Origin of the sequence: Acinetobacter sp. YH12226 (assembly GCF_013417805.1) — a bacterium.
In the GTDB taxonomy this organism is placed as follows: Bacteria; Pseudomonadota; Gammaproteobacteria; order Pseudomonadales; family Moraxellaceae; genus Acinetobacter.
The window spans coordinates 119,099-140,666 of record NZ_VPDG01000002.1; the positions used below are offsets into that span (position 1 = coordinate 119,099).

20 protein-coding genes and 2 tRNA genes are annotated in these 21,568 nt (G+C 42.9%); 14 read left to right on the forward strand and 8 right to left on the reverse strand.

Going from position 1 to position 21,568, the window contains the following annotated elements; genetic code table 11:
* Positions 1–10: 10 nt before the first annotated feature.
* From odhB to sucD, 4 genes are all read left to right on the forward strand, one after another.
* Entirely contained in the window at positions 11–1,225 is a 1,215-nt protein-coding gene (odhB, locus tag FTV08_RS02720) for a 2-oxoglutarate dehydrogenase complex dihydrolipoyllysine-residue succinyltransferase (RefSeq protein WP_004279435.1), read from the forward strand.
* 99 nt (positions 1,226–1,324) lie between these two features.
* Entirely contained in the window at positions 1,325–2,755 is a 1,431-nt protein-coding gene (gene lpdA / locus FTV08_RS02725) for a dihydrolipoyl dehydrogenase (RefSeq protein ID WP_180086579.1), read from the forward strand.
* A gap of 170 nt (positions 2,756–2,925) precedes the next feature.
* Positions 2,926–4,092: an ADP-forming succinate--CoA ligase subunit beta gene (gene sucC / locus FTV08_RS02730; protein WP_005104641.1), complete on the forward strand. Its 1,167-nt coding sequence runs from the start codon at positions 2,926–2,928 to the stop codon at positions 4,090–4,092.
* 12 nt (positions 4,093–4,104) lie between these two features.
* Positions 4,105–4,995 (forward strand): succinate--CoA ligase subunit alpha, encoded by an 891-nt coding sequence (sucD, locus tag FTV08_RS02735; protein WP_004646291.1) that lies wholly within the window; start codon positions 4,105–4,107, stop codon positions 4,993–4,995.
* A 65-nt stretch (positions 4,996–5,060) separates the two neighbouring features.
* On the opposite strand, the gene FTV08_RS02740 is transcribed toward sucD, so the two are convergent.
* The 3 genes from FTV08_RS02740 to FTV08_RS02750 form a co-directional block, all read right to left on the reverse strand.
* Positions 5,061–6,767, reverse strand: coding sequence for a flotillin family protein (locus FTV08_RS02740; RefSeq protein ID WP_180086581.1), 1,707 nt, complete (start codon positions 6,765–6,767; stop codon positions 5,061–5,063).
* A 37-nt stretch (positions 6,768–6,804) separates the two neighbouring features.
* On the reverse strand, positions 6,805–7,440 hold the full coding sequence (locus FTV08_RS02745; RefSeq protein ID WP_004730256.1) for a YqiJ family protein: 636 nt from the start codon (positions 7,438–7,440) through the stop codon (positions 6,805–6,807).
* A gap of 315 nt (positions 7,441–7,755) precedes the next feature.
* Entirely contained in the window at positions 7,756–8,298 is a 543-nt protein-coding gene (locus FTV08_RS02750) for a hypothetical protein (protein WP_071850591.1), read from the reverse strand.
* 323 nt (positions 8,299–8,621) lie between these two features.
* On the opposite strand from FTV08_RS02750, the gene cysD reads away from it, so the two are divergent.
* From cysD to FTV08_RS02765, 3 genes are all read left to right on the forward strand, one after another.
* The gene (cysD, locus tag FTV08_RS02755) at positions 8,622–9,536 is read left to right on the forward strand and encodes a sulfate adenylyltransferase subunit CysD (protein ID WP_180086583.1); all 915 of its coding nucleotides are present in this window, start codon (positions 8,622–8,624) and stop codon (positions 9,534–9,536) included.
* 140 nt (positions 9,537–9,676) lie between these two features.
* A complete protein-coding gene (gene cysN / locus FTV08_RS02760) occupies positions 9,677–11,293 on the forward strand; it encodes a sulfate adenylyltransferase subunit CysN (RefSeq protein ID WP_180086584.1) in 1,617 nt (538 codons plus the stop codon).
* A gap of 145 nt (positions 11,294–11,438) precedes the next feature.
* On the forward strand, positions 11,439–11,711 hold the full coding sequence (locus tag FTV08_RS02765) for a hypothetical protein (protein WP_180086586.1): 273 nt from the start codon (positions 11,439–11,441) through the stop codon (positions 11,709–11,711).
* A 69-nt stretch (positions 11,712–11,780) separates the two neighbouring features.
* Here the strand turns inward: FTV08_RS02765 and FTV08_RS02770 are convergent, their stop codons facing one another.
* Positions 11,781–12,125: a co-chaperone YbbN gene (locus FTV08_RS02770; RefSeq protein WP_004646305.1), complete on the reverse strand. Its 345-nt coding sequence runs from the start codon at positions 12,123–12,125 to the stop codon at positions 11,781–11,783.
* 130 nt (positions 12,126–12,255) lie between these two features.
* On the opposite strand from FTV08_RS02770, the gene FTV08_RS02775 reads away from it, so the two are divergent.
* The 3 genes from FTV08_RS02775 (at position 12,256) to FTV08_RS02785 (ending at position 14,724) form a co-directional block, all read left to right on the forward strand.
* Entirely contained in the window at positions 12,256–13,248 is a 993-nt protein-coding gene (locus FTV08_RS02775) for an NAD(P)H-quinone oxidoreductase (protein ID WP_004279464.1), read from the forward strand.
* Positions 13,249–13,464: 216 nt separating this feature from the next.
* Positions 13,465–13,668 (forward strand): hypothetical protein, encoded by a 204-nt coding sequence (locus tag FTV08_RS02780; protein WP_004646307.1) that lies wholly within the window; start codon positions 13,465–13,467, stop codon positions 13,666–13,668.
* 153 nt (positions 13,669–13,821) lie between these two features.
* Complete coding sequence (locus tag FTV08_RS02785) at positions 13,822–14,724, forward strand: YafY family protein (RefSeq protein WP_180086588.1); 903 nt, start codon at positions 13,822–13,824, stop codon at positions 14,722–14,724.
* Between the two features lie 151 nt (positions 14,725–14,875).
* On the opposite strand, the gene FTV08_RS02790 is transcribed toward FTV08_RS02785, so the two are convergent.
* Together FTV08_RS02790 and FTV08_RS02795 are read right to left on the reverse strand one after the other, a co-directional pair.
* Positions 14,876–14,961: transfer RNA gene (locus FTV08_RS02790), tRNA-Leu, on the reverse strand.
* Positions 14,962–14,971: 10 nt separating this feature from the next.
* A tRNA-Cys gene (locus FTV08_RS02795) sits at positions 14,972–15,045 on the reverse strand.
* 153 nt (positions 15,046–15,198) lie between these two features.
* Here FTV08_RS02795 and folD point away from each other — a divergent pair.
* Both folD and FTV08_RS02805 read left to right on the forward strand, forming a co-directional pair.
* Positions 15,199–16,047, forward strand: a complete 849-nt coding sequence (gene folD / locus FTV08_RS02800) for a bifunctional methylenetetrahydrofolate dehydrogenase/methenyltetrahydrofolate cyclohydrolase FolD (RefSeq protein ID WP_004646309.1) — start codon at positions 15,199–15,201, stop codon at positions 16,045–16,047.
* Between the two features lie 135 nt (positions 16,048–16,182).
* Positions 16,183–16,851, forward strand: a complete 669-nt coding sequence (locus tag FTV08_RS02805; protein ID WP_004279468.1) for a methyltransferase — start codon at positions 16,183–16,185, stop codon at positions 16,849–16,851.
* 73 nt (positions 16,852–16,924) lie between these two features.
* Here the strand turns inward: FTV08_RS02805 and FTV08_RS02810 are convergent, their stop codons facing one another.
* Together FTV08_RS02810 and FTV08_RS02815 are read right to left on the reverse strand one after the other, a co-directional pair.
* Positions 16,925–17,347 (reverse strand): hypothetical protein, encoded by a 423-nt coding sequence (locus FTV08_RS02810; protein WP_180086590.1) that lies wholly within the window; start codon positions 17,345–17,347, stop codon positions 16,925–16,927.
* A gap of 134 nt (positions 17,348–17,481) precedes the next feature.
* A complete protein-coding gene (locus FTV08_RS02815) occupies positions 17,482–19,311 on the reverse strand; it encodes a phosphoenolpyruvate carboxykinase (GTP) (RefSeq protein WP_180086592.1) in 1,830 nt (609 codons plus the stop codon).
* A gap of 417 nt (positions 19,312–19,728) precedes the next feature.
* Between FTV08_RS02815 and FTV08_RS02820 the strand changes: the two genes are divergently transcribed.
* Both FTV08_RS02820 and FTV08_RS02825 read left to right on the forward strand, forming a co-directional pair.
* On the forward strand, positions 19,729–20,667 hold the full coding sequence (locus tag FTV08_RS02820) for a diacylglycerol kinase family protein (RefSeq protein WP_034438446.1): 939 nt from the start codon (positions 19,729–19,731) through the stop codon (positions 20,665–20,667).
* Positions 20,648–21,424: a metallophosphoesterase gene (locus FTV08_RS02825; protein ID WP_180086596.1), complete on the forward strand. Its 777-nt coding sequence runs from the start codon at positions 20,648–20,650 to the stop codon at positions 21,422–21,424. The genes FTV08_RS02820 and FTV08_RS02825 overlap by 20 nt, the downstream gene beginning before the upstream one ends.
* Positions 21,425–21,568: the final 144 nt, after the last annotated feature.

Sequence of the window (21,568 nt, forward strand, 5' to 3'; positions counted from 1 at the left end):
ATTCTAAGTAATGGCAACCGAAATTAAAGCACCGGTATTCCCAGAGTCAGTTGCGGACGGTACGATCGCAACTTGGCACAAACAACCAGGTGAAGCAGTGTCACGTGATGAAGTGATCTGCGATATTGAGACTGATAAAGTTGTTTTAGAAGTTGTTGCTCCTGCAGACGGTACACTTGCATCTATTATTAAAGGTGAAGGCGATACTGTTCTTTCAGCTGAAGTCATTGCACAGTTTGAAGAAGGTGCTGTTTCTGGCGCTACGCAAACTCAAGCAGTTCAGTCTGAAGAGAAAGTTGAACAAGCTGCTGCGCAAACTGAAGCAGGTAATGCACCGATCGTTGAACGTCAACAAGTACAGGATCAGGCTCCAGCAGTGCGTAAAGCATTGACTGAATCTGGTGTTGCAGCTGCTGACGTTGCAGGTACAGGCCGTGGCGGTCGCATCACGAAAGAAGATGTGGCAAATCATCAAGCGAAACCGGCAGCACCTGCAGCGCAACCATTAAGCGTTGCAGTGGGCGAGCGTATCGAAAAACGTGTTCCTATGACTCGCCTTCGTAAGCGTGTTGCTGAACGTTTACTTGCAGCAACTCAAGAAACTGCAATGTTGACCACGTTCAACGAAGTGAACATGAAACCAATCATGGAAATGCGTGCTCAATACAAAGATGCATTCGAGAAGCGTCATGGTGCGCGTCTTGGCTTCATGTCATTCTTCGTTAAAGCAGCAACTGAAGCACTTAAACGCTATCCAGCGGTAAATGCTTCAATTGATGGCGATGACATCGTGTATCACGGTTACTACGACATCGGTGTTGCAGTTTCATCTGAGCGTGGTCTAGTGGTTCCTGTTCTTCGTGATACAGACCGCATGAACTATGCTGAAGTTGAAAACGGCATCCGTGCATATGCTGGCAAGGCACGTGACGGTAAACTGGGTATCGAAGATATGACTGGCGGTACATTCACTATTACTAATGGTGGTACTTTCGGTTCATTGCTTTCTACACCAATTCTAAATACACCACAAACTGCGATTCTGGGTATGCATAAAATCCAGGAACGTCCGATGGCGGTGAATGGTCAAGTAGAAATCTTGCCAATGATGTACCTTGCACTGTCTTATGACCACCGTTTAATCGATGGTAAAGAAGCAGTCGGTTTCCTTGTAACAATCAAAGAATTGTTAGAAGAGCCAGCGCGTCTGATCCTTGATCTGTAATTTATTCATTAAAAATCTCCCCTAACCCCTCTTTAAAAAGAGGGGAAGATCCCCCTTTGGAAAAGGGGGATTAATAAGGGGGATTAGTTGGAGATAAACATGTCTCAATTCGATTTAGTCGTAATTGGTGGTGGCCCGGGCGGCTACGAAGCAGCAATTCGTGCAGCTCAACTTGGTTTTAAAGTTGCGTGTATCGAAAAACGTATTCATAAAGGTAAACCATCTTTAGGTGGTACTTGCTTAAACGTCGGTTGTATCCCGTCTAAAGCTTTACTTGATTCTTCACATCGTTATGAAGATACAGTTCAACATCTAGATGACCATGGTATTACGACTGGTGAAGTTAAATTCGATCTTTCTAAAATGCTGGCTCGTAAAGACAAAGTTGTAGATCAATTGACTGGCGGTATCGATCAGTTACTTAAAGGTAATGGCATCGAGTGGTTAAAAGGTACGGGTAAACTGCTTGCAGGTAAAAAAGTAGAATTTGTTTCTCACGAAGGTGAAACTCAAGTTTTAGAGCCTAAATATGTGATTCTTGCGACGGGTTCTGTACCAGTAAATATTCCAGTGGCTCCTGTAGATCAAGACTTAATTGTTGATTCTACTGGCGCGCTTGAATTCCCAGAAGTACCTAAGCGTTTAGGTGTAATTGGTGCGGGCGTGATCGGTCTTGAGCTTGGTTCTGTATGGCGTCGTCTTGGTGCTGAAGTTGTTGTATTTGAAGCAATGGATGCATTCTTACCAATGGCTGATAAAGCATTGGCAAAAGACTTCCAAAAACTGTTGACTAAGCAAGGTATGGATATCCGTATCGGTGCAAAAGTTGCAGGTACTGAAATCAATGGTCGTGAAATAACGGTTAAATATAACCAAGCTGGTGAAGACAAAACTGAAACTTTCGATAAATTGATCGTTTGTGTCGGTCGTCGCGCATATGCTGAAGGTTTATTGGCTGATGATTCAGGCATTAAATTGACTGAACGCGGTTTGGTTGAAGTCAACGATTGGTGTGCAACTTCAGTTGAAGGCGTATACGCAATTGGTGACTTGGTACGTGGTCCAATGCTTGCGCATAAAGCAATGGAAGAAGGCGTAATGGCGGTTGAGCGTATTCACGGTCATGCTGCACAAGTGAACTATGACACCATTATTTCTGTAATTTACACACATCCGGAAGCGGCGTGGGTAGGTTTAACAGAACAGCAAGCGACTGAAAAAGGTCACGAAGTTAAAACGGGTCAATTCGGTTTTGCTGTGAACGGTCGTGCTTTAGCTGCGGGTGAAGGTGCCGGTTTCGTGAAGTTTGTTGCTGATGCAAAAACGGATCGTTTACTCGGTATGCACGTGATTGGACCTGCTGCGTCTGATATCGTTCACCAAGGTATGATCGCGCTTGAGTTTGTATCTTCAGTTGAAGATCTTCAGTTGATGACTTTCGGTCACCCGACCTTCTCTGAAGTGGTACATGAAGCTGCACTTGCAGTTGATGGGCGTGCGATTCACGCGATCCAACGTAAGCGTAAGTAATTCGAAAAAAGAGCGACTTAGGTCGCTCTCTTTACATTTCATGGTTGTTTTTATTGGAACAATCATCTAAAAATAAAGATAACGATTTTAAGAAATGCTGGTACTGCTTTGACGGACGTCTGGGTGCTAGTGGGTTATAACAAGGCAAAGAAGTAATAAAAGGTTATTCAATGAATTTACATGAGTATCAAGCAAAAGCGCTATTAAAAAAATATGGTATGCCTGTACAGGAAGGGATACTTGCCACCAATGCCGATGAAACGGTGCATGCTTTCGAGCAGTTGGGTGGAAAGTTTGCAGTATTGAAAGCACAGGTGCATGCGGGTGGCCGGGGTAAGGCTGGTGGGGTAAAAGTAGTGAAATCGGCTACTGAGGCTGCTGAATATGCCAACCAGATTATTGGTTCACGCTTGGTGACTTATCAGACTGATGCCAATGGTCAGCCGGTCAATAGCATTTTAGTTTCTGAGGATGTTTATCCGGTTGAGCGCGAGCTGTACTTGGGCGCTGTGGTGGATCGCTCGACTCGCCGCATCACTTTTATGGCATCGACTGAGGGCGGTGTTGAAATTGAGAAGGTGGCCGAAGAAACCCCTGAAAAAATTATTAAAGTTGAGGTTGATCCTTTAGTCGGCTTAATGCCATTTCAGGCACGCGAAGTTGCTTTTGCACTTAAACTCAAAGATGGACAAATCAATCAGTTTGTTAAAGTAATGACAGCTGCTTATCAGGCATTTGTAGACAATGATTTTGCTCTTTTTGAAATCAATCCGCTGTCTGTGCGTGAAAATGGCGACATTCTGTGTGTCGATGCCAAAATCGGAATTGATTCGAATGCGCTGTACCGTTTGCCTGAAGTGGCCGCATTACGTGATAAGTCTCAGGAAAATGAACGTGAGCTAAAAGCGTCTGAGTTTGATCTGAACTATGTAGCGTTGGAAGGTAACATTGGTTGTATGGTCAATGGTGCCGGTCTTGCCATGGCAACCATGGATATTATTAAGCTTTATGGCGGTCAACCAGCCAACTTCCTGGATGTGGGTGGTGGTGCGACCAAAGAGCGCGTGATTGAAGCCTTTAAAATTATCTTGGCAGATACTTCTGTGCAGGGTGTATTAATCAATATTTTTGGTGGAATTGTACGTTGTGACATGATTGCTGAAGCAATTATTGCAGCGGTTCAGGAAGTAAATGTGACCGTTCCCGTAGTTGTTCGCCTCGAAGGCAATAATGCGGAACTGGGCGCAAAATTACTGGATGAATCAGGTTTAAAATTGATTTCTGCACATGGTCTTGCTGATGCTGCAGAAAAAATCGTTGCTGCTGTAAAAGCTTAAGGAGTATCTAACATGAGCGTATTAGTTAATAAAGACACTAAAGTATTGGTACAGGGCTTTACAGGCAAAAACGGTACATTCCATTCTGAACAGGCTTTAGCCTACGGCACTAAAGTCGTGGGTGGTGTAACCCCGGGTAAAGGTGGTCAAACCCATTTAGAATTGCCTGTATTTAATACCATGCGTGAAGCAGTGAAAGAAACAGGTGCAGATGCTTCAGTGATTTATGTTCCGGCACCCTTTGTACTGGACTCTATTGTTGAAGCGGTTGATTCTGGCATTGAGTTAATTGTGGTAATTACTGAAGGTGTACCGACCATCGACATGCTCAAAGCCAAGCGTTATCTGGAAACCAATGGTAATGGCACACGTCTCATCGGACCAAACTGTCCGGGTATTATTACGCCGGGTGAATGTAAAATCGGGATCATGCCGGGACATATTCATCAGCCCGGTAAAATCGGGATTATTTCACGTTCAGGCACACTGACTTATGAGGCTGTGGCGCAAACTACAAAACTCGGTTTAGGTCAGTCGACCTGTATCGGTATTGGTGGTGACCCGATTCCGGGCATGAACCAGATTGACTGCTTGAAACTGTTCCAGGAAGATCCACAAACTGAAGCTATCATTATGATTGGTGAGATTGGCGGTACTGCGGAAGAAGAAGCTGCGGAATATATTCAATCGAATGTGACTAAGCCAGTTGTTGGTTATATTGCGGGTGTGACTGCACCTAAAGGCAAACGTATGGGTCACGCAGGTGCGATTATTTCAGGTGGTAAGGGCACAGCAGAAGAAAAGTTTGCTGCCTTTGAGCGTGCGGGTATGGCGTATACACGTAGTCCAGCCGAACTTGGTTCAACCATGCTGCAAGTATTAAAAGATAAAGGTTTAGTTTGATATTCACATTAGACCTTTAATAAAAAAGCTCCCAGATGGGAGCTTTTTTATATCTCAGTCTATTTTTAAGTTTTGGCTTTAAGGCTCTGAGTCATGCCGTTGATATCACCACCTTGAATACCAAGCTCACTCATCAGACTGTCAATAAGCGGTGCTTGGCTACGATAACGTAGGGCGCTATTCACTACCTGATCTGATAGAGCAACATTACCATTCTCATGATGGGCATCTGCCTGACAGGCACCGGCATGACCGCCATGTAGGCCATTCACCTGGAGAATCTTGATATCATCAATATTCTCCATTGGCTTGACACTTTCTCTGATAATTTCAGGCAAGTATTTCAGCATGGCCAGACGAATCTGCATTTCGACCTGTTCAGGTGACAGGACGTTATTGGCTTCATTGACCGCACGTGTACCTTCAGCATCCACCTGATACTGTTTCTCCATTGCCTGAGCCAGTAGAATTTTCGCATCCGCTTCGCCCTTGGCTTTAAGGCGGACTTTTTCTGCTTCCGCCTCAGCCGCAATCCGCACTGCTTCTGCATCATCTGCTGCCGCTTGTTTTCCAGCTTCAGCGGCAACTGTAATGGCAATTGCATCTTTTTCAGCATGTTCTTTGGCTGCGACCAGCTCAACTGCCTTTTGACGCTCTGCCTGCTGGATTTGACGTACGGTGATAACTTCTTCTTCCGCTTTTACCGCTTGTGCACGTGCCTGATCGGCTTGGGCTTTAGCTTCAGATTCAGCACGTGATTTTTCCGCAATGGCAATGGCGCGGTCCTGTTCAGCCAGTTCAATGGTTTTCTTTTGCTCGACCTGTGCTTTTTGAATCAGCTGAGCCTTTTGAATATTTTCATTTTCGACATCACGGGCGGCCAAAATACGCTTGAGTTCGACTTCTCGTTCAGCGGCAATTTGTGCTTCTTCTGCTTCACGTTTTTTGCCGGCTTCCTGAGCGGCAATTTCAGCCAGCTGTTCAGCACGGCGAATGGCAATTTCACGTTCTTGTTGCAGCTTGGCATATTCTTCTTCACGAATAATTTGCAGGCGCGCCTGTTCAGCTTCCAGATTTTTGGTTTTGATCGCCAGATCGGTATCCTGTTCAATGTGGTTACGCTTGCGGCGACGATCTTCAATGGTTTCAGTGAGCTTGGTCAGACCTTCAGCATCAAATGCATTTTGCGGGTTGAAGTATTTAAATCCGGTCTGATCCAGTCCGGTTAGGGAAACCGTTTCAAGCTCCAGACCATTTTTATGTAAATCTTCCGAAACTACTTGCTGTACTTTTTGTACGAAATCGACGCGTTTTTCATGCAGTTCTTCCATGGCCATTTCTGCAGCCACTGCGCGCAGTGAATCAACGAACTTACCTTCCACCAGATTTTTTAGTTCATTCGGTGACATGGTTTTTTGACCAAGGGTTTGTGCTGCGGTGGCAATTGAATCTGCGGTAGGTTTGACTCGGACATAGAATTCGGCCATGACATCGACTCGCATACGGTCACGGGTAATCAGTGCCTGATCATCAGCACGGCGGACTTCAAGACGTAGGGTATTCATATTTACTGGAATGATTTCATGCAAGACAGGGAGCACGATTGCGCCTCCACCTAAAATCACTTTTTCTCCACCCCAACCGGTACGTACAAAGGAAATTTCCTTGCTTGAACGACGGTATAAACGTGCAATGATGAGACCGAAGGTCACCAGTGCTACAAAAATAATTCCCAAAATAATTAAAATATTATATAAATCAAATGTTAACATTGTTATAAAGTCTCAATTGAGTGCTAGCTAAATAAAATTAAAGTGCAATGGCTTGAAAGCCGTTCTTGGTTTTGTGGGTTAGAACTACATTCTGACCTTGATTTAAAATTTGATTGTTTTCTGGTTCAACCAGAACATAATGAGTCTGGCCATGTTGATCTCGGACTTTGGCTTGTGCGGGAGAATTCACTTTGGCATCTCCCAGAATAATGGTCGCGGTACGTCCGATGAGTTCATCACTGTAAATCGCGGAAGTTTCATCTTGGGGCAGGAGCTTACTGGCGGCCATGGCAAGAAAGCGCACCACAGGCATACACAGAAACAGGCAGGCCGGAGAAATCAGCCAAACATTAAACAGCTGGCTGGTCAGGCGCTCAAATATGCCCTGAATCAATAAACCGCTTAACCCATAACTGGTCAGAAAAATGATTAGCCAGATAAATAAAGGCAGACGCCCCAGATATAACCAGTCAAATACTTTGCTGAAAACACCCGGAGACTGATCCGGGCTTATTTCTGGTTGCAGGGGATCTTCAGGTAAAAACTGTTCGAAGATATGCTGAGAGCCGCCGCCGAGCAGCAATAGAATACATTCTAGTGCAGCAAACATCAGCATTAGGCTCAGGCTAATACTAAATACGATATTTGATGGATGCGTAAACAGTTCCCACATTTCTTTATCTCTATAATTATGTTTTTAGGAAAAGTGTCTGAAAGTTTTTATTGATATAACGATAACAGTAATTACTGATTTTGTATGCAAAAAAATAACAAAAAACCCGATAAACAAGGATTGAATATATTGATTATTTAATAATTATTGAACTATTAAAATTAATAATAAACTATAAGAAGCTAACTGGATGTTTGAGCAAGTGATGCCATAGCGGCAATAGGAATTCTGAATAGCATGGCACTCTGTGTGTGCTTGCCTGAGAAAGTATAGAGATACATCGACCTGAGTATCTCCAAATTTTTCTGTTCAAGTTTAAAGTAGGGCAGTCTGAATCCGGACTTTCATATCTAGAGTCTGTTGCAGAATATAGTGTTGCATCCATTTGACCTGTTCGCCCATAGGATTGACCTTGACTGCAGTATTCAGGAAGTCGAGATTAGGCTGCTTGAAGAGCTGCTGTTGCAAGGTTTGCTCCAAAATCTGACTGTTGGTTGTCAAAGGTAGTGCCACCAGATAGAACGCTTTAGGATAATTATAAAAGGCATATAATAAGTTAAAGGCTTTTTGATCACCTTTGAGGTTGCCAGCACCGATTTCGTAAGCTGCGTTCTGGTTGCTATAAGTAACGCCGATTAGAAATTCCCAATGACCTTCTTGCAAACGTAGACCAAACTGTAATCCGATTTGATCCGCGGTCAGCTCGTGTTGCAGATAGATATTTAAAGGCTTGCCATCATCACTGAAAGGTTCTTGCAAGACCAAAATATTTTGCTGGTGCTGATAAATATAACTAGCAAGCTGGGCCTGTTCCAGACGGGTTTTTACAGTGGCAAGATCAAAAGCGCTATAGGGCATAAACGAAGTATATCAATAGGGAGAATTGAGTCTTACTCTAGTAATTTTTTAACTATTTGAGAACCACTACTTTAGATTATTTTCCTAGGATTTTATTGGCTTAGCGACAGGGTAATATATAGCTATACCACACAATATCCTCGCTTGAATTGGGCAAATTATTGATTCATAAAAACTGATATTCATTATTGATGAATTTTTATATGAGCTTTTGATATATCAATATCATAAAACAAGCAATGGATAGGATAAGTAAATCACTATAATGAATATAAATTTTCAAAAGTGTCATAAGTACACGTTTTTCTAAGCTGGTGTTGTCCATGTCGTTAAATGAGGAAAGACTTACTCATCTCAAACAGCTTGAAGCTGAGAGTATTCATATCATCCGTGAAGTGGCTGCCGAATTTGAAAATCCGGTCATGCTGTATTCGATTGGTAAAGATTCGGCGGTCATGCTGCATCTTGCACTAAAAGCGTTCTACCCAGCAAAACTTCCATTTCCATTATTACACGTCGATACAGGCTGGAAGTTTAAAGACATGATCACTTTCCGGGACAACATGGCGAAAACCCATGGTTTCGATTTGATCGTGCATCAGAATAAAGAAGGGGTTGATGCAGGTATTAACCCGTTCGACCATGGTAGTTCTAAATATACCGACATCATGAAAACTCAGGGTCTAAAACAGGCTCTGGATAAATACGGTTTCGATGCTGCTTTTGGTGGCGCGCGCCGTGATGAAGAAAAATCACGTGCCAAAGAGCGTGTTTATTCATTCCGTGATTCGAAACATCGTTGGGATCCGAAAAACCAGCGTCCAGAACTTTGGAATCTTTACAACGGTAAAGTGAACAAGGGCGAAAGTATTCGTGTATTCCCATTATCTAACTGGACTGAGCTGGATATTTGGCAATACATCTATTTGGAAAGTATTCCATTAGTACCGCTTTATTTGGCTGCAGAACGTCCTGTAGTTGAGCGTAGTGGTACACTTATTATGGTGGATGATGAACGTATGCCTTTAAAAGAAGGTGAAGTTCCACAAATGAAATCGGTACGTTTCCGTACTTTGGGTTGTTATCCATTAACAGGTGCTGTGGAATCTACAGCCAATACCTTGCCGGAAATTATTCAGGAAATGTTACTGGCAACCAGTTCTGAGCGTCAAGGTCGTATGATTGACCATGATGAAGCAGGCTCGATGGAGAAGAAGAAGCAGGAAGGCTACTTCTAATTTAATCTCCCCCTAGCCCCTCTTTGAGAAAGAGGGGGAAGCTCCTAAAAGTAAATGGAGGAAAGTCCTCCTTTATCAAAGGAGGACTTAGGTGGATTTAGATTTAACCGATTTCTAAAGAATATGTGGAGCTTTGAGCGATGTCTCATCAATCTGATTTAATCAGCCAAGATATCTTGGGCTATCTGAAACAACATGAAAATAAAGACCTGTTGCGTTTCCTGACTTGCGGTAACGTGGACGATGGTAAATCAACGTTGATTGGTCGTCTGCTGTACGATTCAAAATTGATTTATGAAGATCAATTACAGGCTGTGACCCGTGACTCGAAAAAAGTCGGTACGACAGGTGATGCACCTGACTTGGCACTTCTGGTCGATGGTTTACAAGCAGAGCGTGAGCAAGGCATTACCATTGATGTGGCATATCGTTATTTCTCGACAGAAAAACGTAAATTCATCATCGCGGACACGCCGGGACACGAACAGTACACCCGTAACATGGCAACCGGTGCGTCGACTTGTGACCTTGCGATCATTTTGATTGATGCGCGTTATGGCGTGCAAACCCAGACACGTCGTCATACCTTTATTGCGAGTTTGCTTGGGATCAAGAACATCATTGTTGCGATTAACAAGATGGACTTGGTGGAATTCTCTGAAACACGTTTCAATGAAATCCAGGCTGAATATGCGGCATTCGTTGCACAATTGGGCGACCGTAAGCCAAGCAATATCATCTTTACGCCTATTTCTGCATTGAATGGCGATAATGTGGTGAACAAGTCGGCCAATACGCCGTGGTACACTGGTGAAACGCTGATGGGTACGCTTGAGTCGGTAGAAATTAATCGTAGTTCAGCGAAGCAGGATTTCCGTTTCCCTGTGCAGTACGTGAACCGTCCGAACCTCGACTTCCGTGGTTTCTGCGGTACGATCGCACTTGGCGATATCAATGTTGGTGATACTGTAACGGCATTACCATCAGGTAAGTCGTCTACAGTGAAAGAAATCGTCACTTTTGATGGTAATCTTGAGCATGCCGTTGCAGGTCAGGCAGTGACTTTAACACTCAACGATGAAATTGATATTTCACGTGGTAACGTGTTAATTCGTGCGGATCAAGCTGTTCCAAATATTTCCCGTTCAGTTCAAGCGACTGTTGTGTGGATGGCAGATCAACCACTTGTACTGGGTAAGCTGTACAACATCAAGATTGGTACGCAAACCGTTCCGGCAAAAGTAACGGCAATTCATTACCGTACCAACGTTAACACATTGGAAAAAGTTCAGGTGGATAAACTTGAGCTAAATGCAATCGCCAATGTGACTGTTGAATTTGATGCACCAGTGGTCTTTGACCGTTATCAAGACAGCCGTTTCACCGGTTCGTTTATCTTCATCGATCGTTTGAATAACGTGACGATTGGTGCTGGTATGGTGGAAGAATCAGTTGAATGGTCTGCACACGATGAGCCTGTCACTGCAGAAGCACGTGCGGCACGTTTGGGTCAAAAACCTGCTGCGGTGACTGTAACTGCTAAAGCTTTGGAAAATGCTCAGGCGCTAGAAAGCTTGCTGATTCAGCAAGGGATCGTTGCTATTGCTAAAGCAGGTTTGAATGCGGAGCAGGTTGCACTGGTTCGTGAAACTGGTGTGGTTGTGATTACCGATGCTGCTGAAGGTACAGACACGACTTTAACCGTAGATACAGTTGAAGAACTTGCTGAGAAGATTGTGGAATTGGTTCGTCTTTAAGACTGGACTGATTTGAAGAAACCCGCTGAAAAGCGGGTTTTTTATTGCCTAAATTTTGATTGCATGAAAATCATTCGATTAGTCAAAATGTGATCTTTCAATTTACTAGTCAATTAATACAATACTCCCTAGATTTGGGGAATATATGAAAAAATTAATATTGCTGGCTGGCTTGTGTGTGGCTTTTGGAGCTGAAGCCAAACAGAGCAGCCAAAGCGTTGAAGCAATCAAGCAAAAAATAATCCAGCAGTCGATTGAGAATTATCCGGGAAATTGTCTGTGTCCTTACAATACTGCAAGTAATGGTAGTCGTTGTGGTAAGCGTAGTGCTTATAATCGTGCAGGCGGATATGCGCCGCTGTGTTATCCGGAAGATGTGAGTGATCGAATGGTAAAGGAATATAAAGGGCGTAGTTAATTAAAGGCTCCGTATTTAGATAGTGAGCTAAAAGAAATATTTTTGTTAGATTTGGCTTCACATGGGTAATTATTCATAAGAATCATTGAGGACTAAGGCCAGAATTGCTTTCATTTCGGTTAAACTTTTCACGCCTGCAATCCTTTTAATAATTTCTCCATTTCTAAAAATAAGCGTAGAAGGCAAACCATAGGCATTATAGCGCAAGGTTAAAATCGGAGACTGATCCACATTGATCTTGCCAAATTTAACTTCAGGATTTACCTCAGCATAGTATGTCGCCAGTTCGGCAAAGACCGGAAAATTCTGAACACAGGGCTTGCACCAGTCTGCATAAAAGCGAATCACGGCAAAACCTTCAAACCACTCAAAATCACTGTAATTGTTTTCGTTATATTCGATCACTTGGGTCATGGTTGGCCTATTATCAATTTCCTGAATAGTCCCCCGATTATACATAAGTCCGATGTAGCTTCATTCCTCATGCTAACTATGTTCAAATAAGTCCAAGATATATGAAATGCATAGATTAGGGAAAGAAATCATGTCGCAACAAACCATGCAGCAAGTCATTATTACAGAACCAGGTGGTGTCGATAAACTCGCTTATGAAACGGTGACTGTACCTGAACCTAAAGCAGATGAAGTTCTGGTGAAAGTTCATGCCTTTGGTATTAACCGTCCAGATATCCTGCAGCGTCAAGGCTTATATCCGATGCCGAAAGGGGTAACGCCAGTTCCTGGCCTGGAAGTGGCAGGTGAGGTGGTTGCGATTGGTAGTGATGTAAGTCAGTTTAAAGTTGGTGATCAAGTCTGTGGTTTGACCAATGGTGGCGGTTATGCTGAATATTGCGTCATACCTGAAAGCCAGACCTTGAATATTCCTGAAGGCGTAAGTTTTGTACAGGCAGCGGCCATTCCTGAAACTTTCTTTACTGTATGGGCGAACGTGTTCCAGATGGGTAAGGCCAAAGCAGGGGAAACTGTACTGGTACATGGTGGAACGAGCGGGATTGGTACGACTGCTTTAATGTTGTGTAAATCACTCGGAATCAAAACTTTTGCAACTGTCGGTTCAGATGAAAAAGTTGCGGCTATTTCTGATTTAACCACGGCTATTAATTATAAAACTCAGGACTTTGAGCAAGTTATTAATGAAGCCACTGACAATGGTGGTGTCGATGTCATTTTAGATATGGTCGGTGCACCATATTTAGAGCGTAATTTGAATTTGTTGCGCCGTGATGGACGTCTGGTCTATATCGCTTTCTTGGGTGGTGCCAAGGCCAAAGAAGTCAAACTGGGTCAAATCATGATGAAACGTCTGACCATTACCGGTTCGACCATGCGTGCACGCAGCACGGCTGAAAAAGCGGAAATTGCACAAGGCCTGAAAGAGCAGATTGCACCATTGTGGGCAAAAGGCGAATGTCTCCCGATGATCTATAAAACGTTTAAGTTCGATCAGATTCAGGATGCCCATGCCACAATGGATACTGGAGAGCATGTGGGTAAAGTTGTAGTTGAAATTATTTAATACGAGATAAGTGATTCAAAAAAAAGCCAGTAATTTTACTGGCTTTTTTTAATTTTAAGTAAAATATTATTACAAATAAATATATAAAATCTTGAATAAAAATTAAAAAATGTTAACTGTTCGACACAACCTGTCAATTATGACACGTAAATTGCATGTATAGATAATTCCGACCAAATGGTTAAACATTCACATGAATGTGAGAGGGAGAATAAGATGAAAATTATTTCAACAGCATATAGTTCAAAACATAGTTTAAGAGCATTACGACGTATTCATAAAATGATTATTCGCGGAACCATCAGCTGGGTAGAGTTACATAAAATGTATCGGGCGATGCTGCATCTGGAGCGTTATATAGAAAGATTAACAATACAAAATCGTCATTCAAGCAAGAAAGCATCCAGAAAATCCAAATAAGATCTTGTATTTTTAGGGTGAATAAAGGGTCAAGATCTGATGCAAAAAAATATCTTAGACTTTGTCCTAATATTATTCATTGATCGGCATTCAGTATAATCATTCAACATCTAGCGATAAATAAGTACATGAGAATGTATTAAGTGGGGATTTATGAAGCGCCCGGCTTCAACACATGAGCGTCTTGCAGAGCGTTTAGCCAGAATTTTGACCAAATTAAACGTCGGATATCAACTCCGGGCTGCAGAGCTAGCTGCAGAATTTCAAGTCAGCACCCGTACCATTGAGCGTGATTTTGATCGTCTAGGCTCTTACTTACCCTTACTTCAAGATGAACAGAAACGATATTATCTGGAACCCTCTTATTTAGGGCGCTTTAAATTGCAGGATATCCAGACCTTTGCCCAGCTTTCGGGGATCAGTGAGCTGTATCCGGCGCTGGATATGTCTTTTATGCGTGAATTGCTGGATGAGCGGGCAAATCAGGTATTTTCGGCAAAAGGCTATTATTTTGAAGATGCCAAACAGTTTGCCGAACATTTCAAGTTGCTTGCAAGCGCAATCTATAAACGTCAGCAGGTTGAGTTGCAATATTCAGATCAATTGCGAATCATTAAGCCTTATCGCTTGATTCACCATCATGGTATCTGGTATCTGGTGGGCGTAGATCAGGACAAGTTGCGCACTTATCGCTTAAGTCAGGTGCAACAGCTCAAGCTGGTTTCTAAGGCGGAGAGCTTTGCACATGATCCTGAAATGCTGAAAATGCTGGCAGATGAAGACAGCATCTGGTTTGGGCAGCAAAAGCAGCAAGTCTTAATCAGGGTACAACCTGGAGTCGCGGTCTTTTTTAAAGAGCGCCGTTTATTTCCAGAACAGCAGATCGAGCAGGAAGCCGAGACTGGAGAGTTAGTGATCAGTTGCCAGATTCGTCACGAAATGCAGTTGTTGCCTTTGGTGCGTTACTGGTTGCCCTATGTGAAAATTATTGAGCCGATTCATTTTCAGCAGAAACTGGAACAGGATTTGCAAGGATATTTACGTTCTGCTGGATGATATTGAGAAAGCAGAGCAGGGGGGGCTGATTAATGATGACACTTTAAATGGGAATTTAATTTACTTATTTTTTGACTAACTAAATTACAGACATAAAAAAACCAGCTTTCGCTGGCTTCTTTATTTGCACCATCTTTCTATAGTAGAAGAATGGTGCCCGAGGCCAGACTCGAACTGGCACGCTTTGTGGGCGGGGGATTTTAAATCCCCTGTGTCTACCGATTTCACCACTCGGGCTTTAACAAGATGGAGGCGGAGGTCGGAATCGAACCGGCGTCCACGGAGTTGCAGTCCGCTGCATGACCACTCTGCCACCCCGCCGCGTCTTGTTGATGCGTATATTAGCAAGCTCAGAAAAAAAAACAATAGTGTATTCATCTGTATGCGCATAAAAACATCATCTGGCGGAAAATATTTAAATTATTCATGTAGAATGTGCAAAATTGATTCATATCAACACTTGGGAGAAGTGCCGTGGCATTAGTTCTAGACGGTCGTGCATTGGCGAAGCAAATTGAAGCTGACTTGTTTACTCGCGTAGAAGCGCTGAAAGCAAAATCAGGTCGTACTCCAATTCTTGCGACGATTTTGGTAGGTGACGATGGTGCATCTGCAACTTATGTTCGCATGAAAGGCAATGCCTGCCGCCGTGTTGGTATGGATTCACTCAAAGTGGAACTTCCTAAAGAAACCACAACTGAAGAATTATTGGCTGAAATTGAAAAATTAAATGCAAATCCTGATGTGCACGGTATTCTGCTTCAGCACCCGGTTCCTGCGCAAATTGATGAGCGTGCCTGTTTCGATGCAATCTCGCTTGAAAAAGACGTAGATGGTGTCACTTGCCTGGGCTATGGTCGTATGGCAATGGGTGAGGCAGCCTATGGTTCAGCGACGCCTGCGGGTATTATGACTATCCTGAAAGAGAACAACATTGAAATCGCTGGTAAACATGCGGTAGTTGTAGGTCGTTCTGCAATTTTGGGTAAACCAATGGCTGCGATGCTGCTAGAAGCGAATGCAACCGTAACCATTTGCCATTCACGTACTCAAGATCTTGCAAGCTTTGTTAAGCAAGCAGATATCATTGTCGGTGCGGTAGGTAAAGCAGAATTAATTCAAAAAGACTGGATCAAACAAGGTGCAGTGGTTGTTGATGCTGGTTTCCATCCACGTGATGGCGGTGGTGTTGGTGATATCCAACTTGTTGGCATTGAAGAAATTGCTTCTGCTTACACACCAGTTCCGGGTGGTGTAGGTCCAATGACGATTACCACTTTAATCCGTCAAACGGTTGAAGCTGCTGAAAAAGCTTTAGGTTAATCAAATCCTCCCTAACCCTCCTTTTTCAAAGGAGGGAACTCTGATCACTATTTTTGGATGGAGTTTCCCCCTCTTTTTTAAAGAGGGGCTAGGGGAGATTCTTCAAAGACATTAATACTAATTAAAAGAAATCTAATGAGCTGCACCTTCCGACTCCCTCAAGCCCCAGAACATCTACTAAAAGCCTTGCATGATGTGATTCCACACTGTGAGCTACATGCACAGCAATTGCCGGATACACCCATTTCCCTGTGGCTGATTCCGCCAGTATTCCCAACAGATAAGCTGGATGATGAGGTGATTCGTCGCATTTGGAATGATACACCATACTGGATCTTTTGCTGGGCCTCAGGCTTGGCGATGGCGCAGTGGCTATTGGCAGAGCCGCATCATGTTAAAGACAAAGTAGTTTTGGATTTTGGGGCGGGATCGGGCGTAGTTGCCATTGCGGCGAAAATGGCAGGTGCAAAACGTGTGATCTGCTGTGATATCGATCAAGTTAGTCTAGATGCCTGTCGTGCCAATGCAGAGCTAAATGATGTCGAGCTTGAATATCTGGATGACCTATATAAGGCAGAGAAGGTGGATATTTTATTAGCCGCAGATGTGCTCTATGATCAATGTAACCGTTTCTTCCTGGATGAGTTTTTAAAATTTGCACCTGAGGTGTGGGTTGCAGACAGTCGGGTAAAAAACTTTAGTCATCCTCAATATGAAAAACTGGATGAGCGTAGTGCGACGACCTGGCCGGATTTGGATGAATCGCCCGAATTTCGTAATGTCAGTTTCTATAAAACACGTTAAATTTAAAAAATTAAAAAGGGCACTAGGCCCTTTTTGATTGTCTTACTCTGATTAAGTAACTAAGTATCAGATATTAAGAACAGGTATAACGAATAACCCGCATGGTCGTAGGGCGGGCTTCTAAAGCTTCGCGTGCACCCGGGTTCTCGCTATTATGTAAATCAGGCGTATTGCTCAAGCTGATTTGAGTGCGGCTATTACCGAGTTGGCGGCCATAATGTTCTTGCTGTGCAGTTGGATTAGAAATTTCATTGCTGCTGATAATCTGGATATTATATGTTTTTGACCCGCCCAGAGCCTGTTGACAGGCGGCTTGTAATCTTCTTTCATCCTGATTAGGCCGTCCTGAGAGGGTGTAGCTCAAGGTTGCTGTATTGCCTGAACGTTCCAGAATTTCATAGCCACTTTGTCCATTGAATTGATGGGGTGTGGTCTGACATGCACTCAGTACGAAACTGCTCGCAGCCATAGCCAAAATTACTGTTGTTCTTTTCATATTTATAGTTCCTGAAGTCTTGGCTTAAGTATGCCATATTTTGCTTAAACTGCTGCTCTGGTCAATTGTGATCAATTGTTTAAACAGCCAATAAAAAAGGCCGCTTACGCGACCTTTTTTAATTAAATCAGCAATTAAGCAGATTTAACCGCAGCAATAAGTTCTGCTTGACGAGTTTTTAACGCTTCCGGTAAACGCTCACCTAACTTATCGAACAATTCAGTATGGCTTTCAAGCTCTTTGATCCATTGATCTTTGTCTTGCGCTGTTACAGTTTCAAATTGCTCTTTAGAGAAATCTAAACCAGACCAGTTCAATTGCTCATACGTTGGAACGAAACCAATTGGTGTTTCAACAGCATCAGCACGACCTTCACAACGGTCAATGATCCACTCAAGAACACGCATGTTTTGACCGAAACCAGGCCATACGAAGTTGCCTTCAGCATCACGACGGAACCAGTTCACGTTGTAGATACCTGGAAGTTTGTTGCCAGCAGCAGCAGCTTTCGCACCCACTTGCTCACCCATTTCTAACCAGTGCGTGAAGTAATCTGCCATGTTGTAGCCCGCGAATGGAAGCATCGCGAACGGGTCACGACGAACAACACCTTGTTGACCAACAGCAGCAGCAGTTGTTTCAGAGCCCATCGTTGCAGCTTTGTAAACACCGTCAACCCAGTCAAATGCTTCTGAAATTAGAGGCACAGTGTCTGCACGGCGACCACCGAAGATGAACGCAGAAATTGGCACGCCAGCTGGATTTTCCCAGTCAGCGTCAATAGAAGGGCATTGACCAGCTGCAACTGTGAAACGTGCGTTTGGATGCGCTGCTTTTTCTTCACCAGTGTGTGGTTGACCTTTCCAGTTAGTCAGGTTGGCAGGCGCTTCTTTAGTCAGACCTTCCCACCAAACTTCACCGTTGTCAGTCACAGCAACGTTGGTATAAATCACGTCTTTGTGCATGGTTGCCATACAGTTCGGGTTGGTTTTGGTATTGGTACCAGGCGCTACACCGAAGAAGCCAGCTTCAGGGTTGATTGCATATAAGCGACCGTCTTCACCTGGTTTGATCCAGGCAATATCGTCACCTACAGTTTCAATCTTCCAGCCTTCATAGCCTGCTGGTGGAATCAACATAGCGAAGTTTGTTTTACCACATGCAGATGGGAATGCAGCTGCGATGTAGTGTTTTTCGCCTTGTGGATTGGTCACGCCAAGGATCAGCATGTGTTCAGCTAACCAGCCTTGTTGACGACCCATAAATGATGCAATACGTAATGCCAGGCATTTTTTACCCAACAATGCGTTACCGCCATAACCAGAACCATAAGACCAGATCTCACGCGTTTCTGGGTAATGCACGATGTATTTTTCTTTGTTGCAAGGCCATGCAACATCTTTTTCGCCGTTCGCAAGCGGAGCACCTACAGTGTGTACGCAAGGAACGTATTCACCGTCAGTACCAAGAACGTCATAAACAGCTTTACCCATGCGAGCCATTTTAGACATGCTTACTGCAACGTAAGGAGAGTCAGTTAACTCGATACCGATATGAGCGATATGAGAACCCAATGGACCCATTGAGAATGGAACCACATAAAGTGTACGACCTGCCATTGAACCGTCAAATAAACCGTTCAATTTTTCGCGCATGACAGCAGGTGCTTCCCAGTTGTTGGTCGCGCCAGCATCGTCTTTGTTTTCAGAACAGATGTAAGTACGATCTTCAACACGTGCTACGTCAGAAGGATCAGAATTTGCAAGATAAGAACCAGGATGAGTTTCTTGATTCAGCGCTTGCATTGTGCCGTTAGCGATCATCAAGTCGATATAACGTTGATATTCTTCTGCGCTACCGTCACACCATTCAATTTTTGCTGGTTTTGTTAATTTAGCAATCTCTTCCACCCAAGCAATAAGCTTAGGGTGACGAACGAATTCTGGTGCGTTCACTTGGGTCATGGTGAGGCCTATCTCAAATGTGTACAAATTAGATGTACAAAGTACAATCCGAGCAATAAAAAATATCGCCCAGATGAAGTATGAAAAAAAGTGGCTGTATTAAAGCATAAAATGATAAAAAAAATAAGACCAAAGAAGTGCTAGATTTCTTTTGGAATATAATGCTATTTTATTTATAAATATAAGTAAAACAACAAGATAAAACTAAATATTTGAATTATTGATTCTATTTATTTAAATGATGGATGGTATTTATTTTAAAAATTAATATTAAAATCATTATCTTAATTTTATAAGATCTCTAATATTCATTATTGATTAAATAAATGGTTGCCATTTGAATTTTACATAAAGCCACTGTTAATTGTCTATGAATTGGACAAAATGCCAATAGGCTTCAATGAAATTTCGCGAAAAATGTCTAATCAATCTAAACCCTTATCGCTGATTTTTAATCATAAAGCTGGTTTTCGCATACAGGGGCCAGAAGGCATTTATGAACAGCTGATCGATATATTTTCAGCGCAGGGTTATCAAACTAAAGCTTATGAAATCAATGATTCACAGCAATTTGATAAAATTATGGTTGAGGTGCTTGAACAGCATTTGGCATCTAGCGAGTCAGGAATCATCGTTGCGGCAGGCGGAGATGGCACTTTAAATACAGTCGCCAAACATGTGTTGAATACGCAAATTCCTGTCGGTATTTTGCCTTTAGGGACTTTTAACTATGTGGCGAGATTATTGGGGATTCCGCTGGATTTGCTTGAAGCGGCAAAAGTGATTGCGACAGGACAGCCACAACGTATGAATGTTGCTCGTATCAATCAGGAAATTTATCTGAATAATGCCAGTTTAGGTCTATATCCTTTATTTATTAAAAAACGTGAAGACTATAATCGTATTTTTGGTCGCTTACCGCTACATGCCTATACTTCTGCACTGGATGTTTTAATTCGCGACCGTAAAGAATTAAAACTAAAAATCTGGGTGGATCAAAAGAAATATCCGGTAAAAACACCACTGATTTTTTTTGGCAATAATCCCTTGCAACTGGCGGATATGAAAATGCGCATTGCAGAAGCGGCTGAAAAAGGCAAAGTGGCGGGAGTTGTAGTTTCTAAAAGTGATAAGCTTACTTTATTTAAGCTAGTGTATCAGCTGATTCGTGGCAAGATTGACCAGGCATCGGATGTTTATAGTTTTGCAGCCGATCAAGTTCGAATCGAATCCCGAGCCAAGAAACTGATGGTAGCGATTGATGGGGAAATTGTGGAAATGGCCCCGCCACTCAATATTTCTGTATTAAAAGATAGCCTAAACGTAATGGTGCCACATGATCCTGCATCTGTCTGATCTGCATTTTGGAACAGAGAAGCCGGAGTGTTTAGAAGCGATTCGGCATTTCTGTCAGACCCATCCACTTGAAGCCGTCGTCATCAGTGGTGACCTGACTCAGCGCGCACGTTTGGGTCAATTCTTTGCCTGCAAAAAATTTTTAGATCAGCTCAATACGCCTTATATGGTGATCCCGGGGAATCATGATATTCCGCTCTATCATTTGTGGAATCGGCTTTTCAATCCATTTACCCGTTACCAGATTTTTTTTGGTGAATTGGAGCCAATATTTGAAACTGAAAATTTTTATCTGATTGGGGTGAATTCGATCCGACGTCGATATCATACCAAAGGGCATTTATCCCTTGAGCAGATTCAGCGTATTGACCTGACGCTGGCGCAGGCGCCTGCTTCCAAATTAAAAATCATTGTCAGCCATCAGCCTTTTTATGTGCCTTTTCAAAATAAGCGCGGTTTCAAGGACAGCCCATTGATGGCCAAAATTGCTTTAGAGGCCTGGGCAGAGCATGGTCTGTTTGCGGTGTTACATGGGCATCTGCATCAACCGGCGATTTATGATTTGAATCAGATGTTCGGATTGGGGATGGATCATCCTGTATATGATGTACATGCAGGGACTTCTGCGTCAAATCGTTTGCATAAAAATGAACCCAACAGCTTTAATCTGATTGATGCCACAGGAAAAATTTCTCAATATTTGTTCGATGAAGTGGCGCAAGCCTTTATGTTGAAAGCTGATCTGCCGAATAAATAGACGAAAACCTATGATTCGTTAAAAAAAACCAATTTTTTTTCATTTTTGCCCTTGAAGCGTTTTATTCCATCTCCATAAAAGTGACATCAAAAATTTTTGATGATGACCCATGGAATAATTAAGTCGTCATCAGTGACCTAAAAA

What these genes read in the sequence shown, in the direction of transcription:
- FTV08_RS02785 (WP_180086588.1), top strand. Translation starts at nt 13,822, where the DNA reads ATGAAGCGCCCGGCTTCAACACATGAGCGTCTTGCAGAGCGTTTAGCC.
- odhB (WP_004279435.1), top strand. Translation starts at nt 11, where the DNA reads ATGGCAACCGAAATTAAAGCACCGGTATTCCCAGAGTCAGTTGCGGAC.
- FTV08_RS02740 (WP_180086581.1), bottom strand. Translation starts at nt 6,767, where the DNA reads ATGTTAACATTTGATTTATATAATATTTTAATTATTTTGGGAATTATT.
- FTV08_RS02820 (WP_034438446.1), top strand. Translation starts at nt 19,729, where the DNA reads ATGTCTAATCAATCTAAACCCTTATCGCTGATTTTTAATCATAAAGCT.
- sucC (WP_005104641.1), top strand. Translation starts at nt 2,926, where the DNA reads ATGAATTTACATGAGTATCAAGCAAAAGCGCTATTAAAAAAATATGGT.
- cysN (WP_180086584.1), top strand. Translation starts at nt 9,677, where the DNA reads ATGTCTCATCAATCTGATTTAATCAGCCAAGATATCTTGGGCTATCTG.
- FTV08_RS02810 (WP_180086590.1), bottom strand. Translation starts at nt 17,347, where the DNA reads ATGAAAAGAACAACAGTAATTTTGGCTATGGCTGCGAGCAGTTTCGTA.
- FTV08_RS02780 (WP_004646307.1), top strand. Translation starts at nt 13,465, where the DNA reads ATGAAAATTATTTCAACAGCATATAGTTCAAAACATAGTTTAAGAGCA.
- FTV08_RS02745 (WP_004730256.1), bottom strand. Translation starts at nt 7,440, where the DNA reads ATGTGGGAACTGTTTACGCATCCATCAAATATCGTATTTAGTATTAGC.
- FTV08_RS02805 (WP_004279468.1), top strand. Translation starts at nt 16,183, where the DNA reads ATGAGCTGCACCTTCCGACTCCCTCAAGCCCCAGAACATCTACTAAAA.
- FTV08_RS02775 (WP_004279464.1), top strand. Translation starts at nt 12,256, where the DNA reads ATGTCGCAACAAACCATGCAGCAAGTCATTATTACAGAACCAGGTGGT.
- FTV08_RS02770 (WP_004646305.1), bottom strand. Translation starts at nt 12,125, where the DNA reads ATGACCCAAGTGATCGAATATAACGAAAACAATTACAGTGATTTTGAG.
- sucD (WP_004646291.1), top strand. Translation starts at nt 4,105, where the DNA reads ATGAGCGTATTAGTTAATAAAGACACTAAAGTATTGGTACAGGGCTTT.
- lpdA (WP_180086579.1), top strand. Translation starts at nt 1,325, where the DNA reads ATGTCTCAATTCGATTTAGTCGTAATTGGTGGTGGCCCGGGCGGCTAC.
- FTV08_RS02765 (WP_180086586.1), top strand. Translation starts at nt 11,439, where the DNA reads ATGAAAAAATTAATATTGCTGGCTGGCTTGTGTGTGGCTTTTGGAGCT.
- FTV08_RS02750 (WP_071850591.1), bottom strand. Translation starts at nt 8,298, where the DNA reads ATGCCCTATAGCGCTTTTGATCTTGCCACTGTAAAAACCCGTCTGGAA.
- FTV08_RS02825 (WP_180086596.1), top strand. Translation starts at nt 20,648, where the DNA reads ATGATCCTGCATCTGTCTGATCTGCATTTTGGAACAGAGAAGCCGGAG.
- cysD (WP_180086583.1), top strand. Translation starts at nt 8,622, where the DNA reads ATGTCGTTAAATGAGGAAAGACTTACTCATCTCAAACAGCTTGAAGCT.
- FTV08_RS02815 (WP_180086592.1), bottom strand. Translation starts at nt 19,311, where the DNA reads ATGACCCAAGTGAACGCACCAGAATTCGTTCGTCACCCTAAGCTTATT.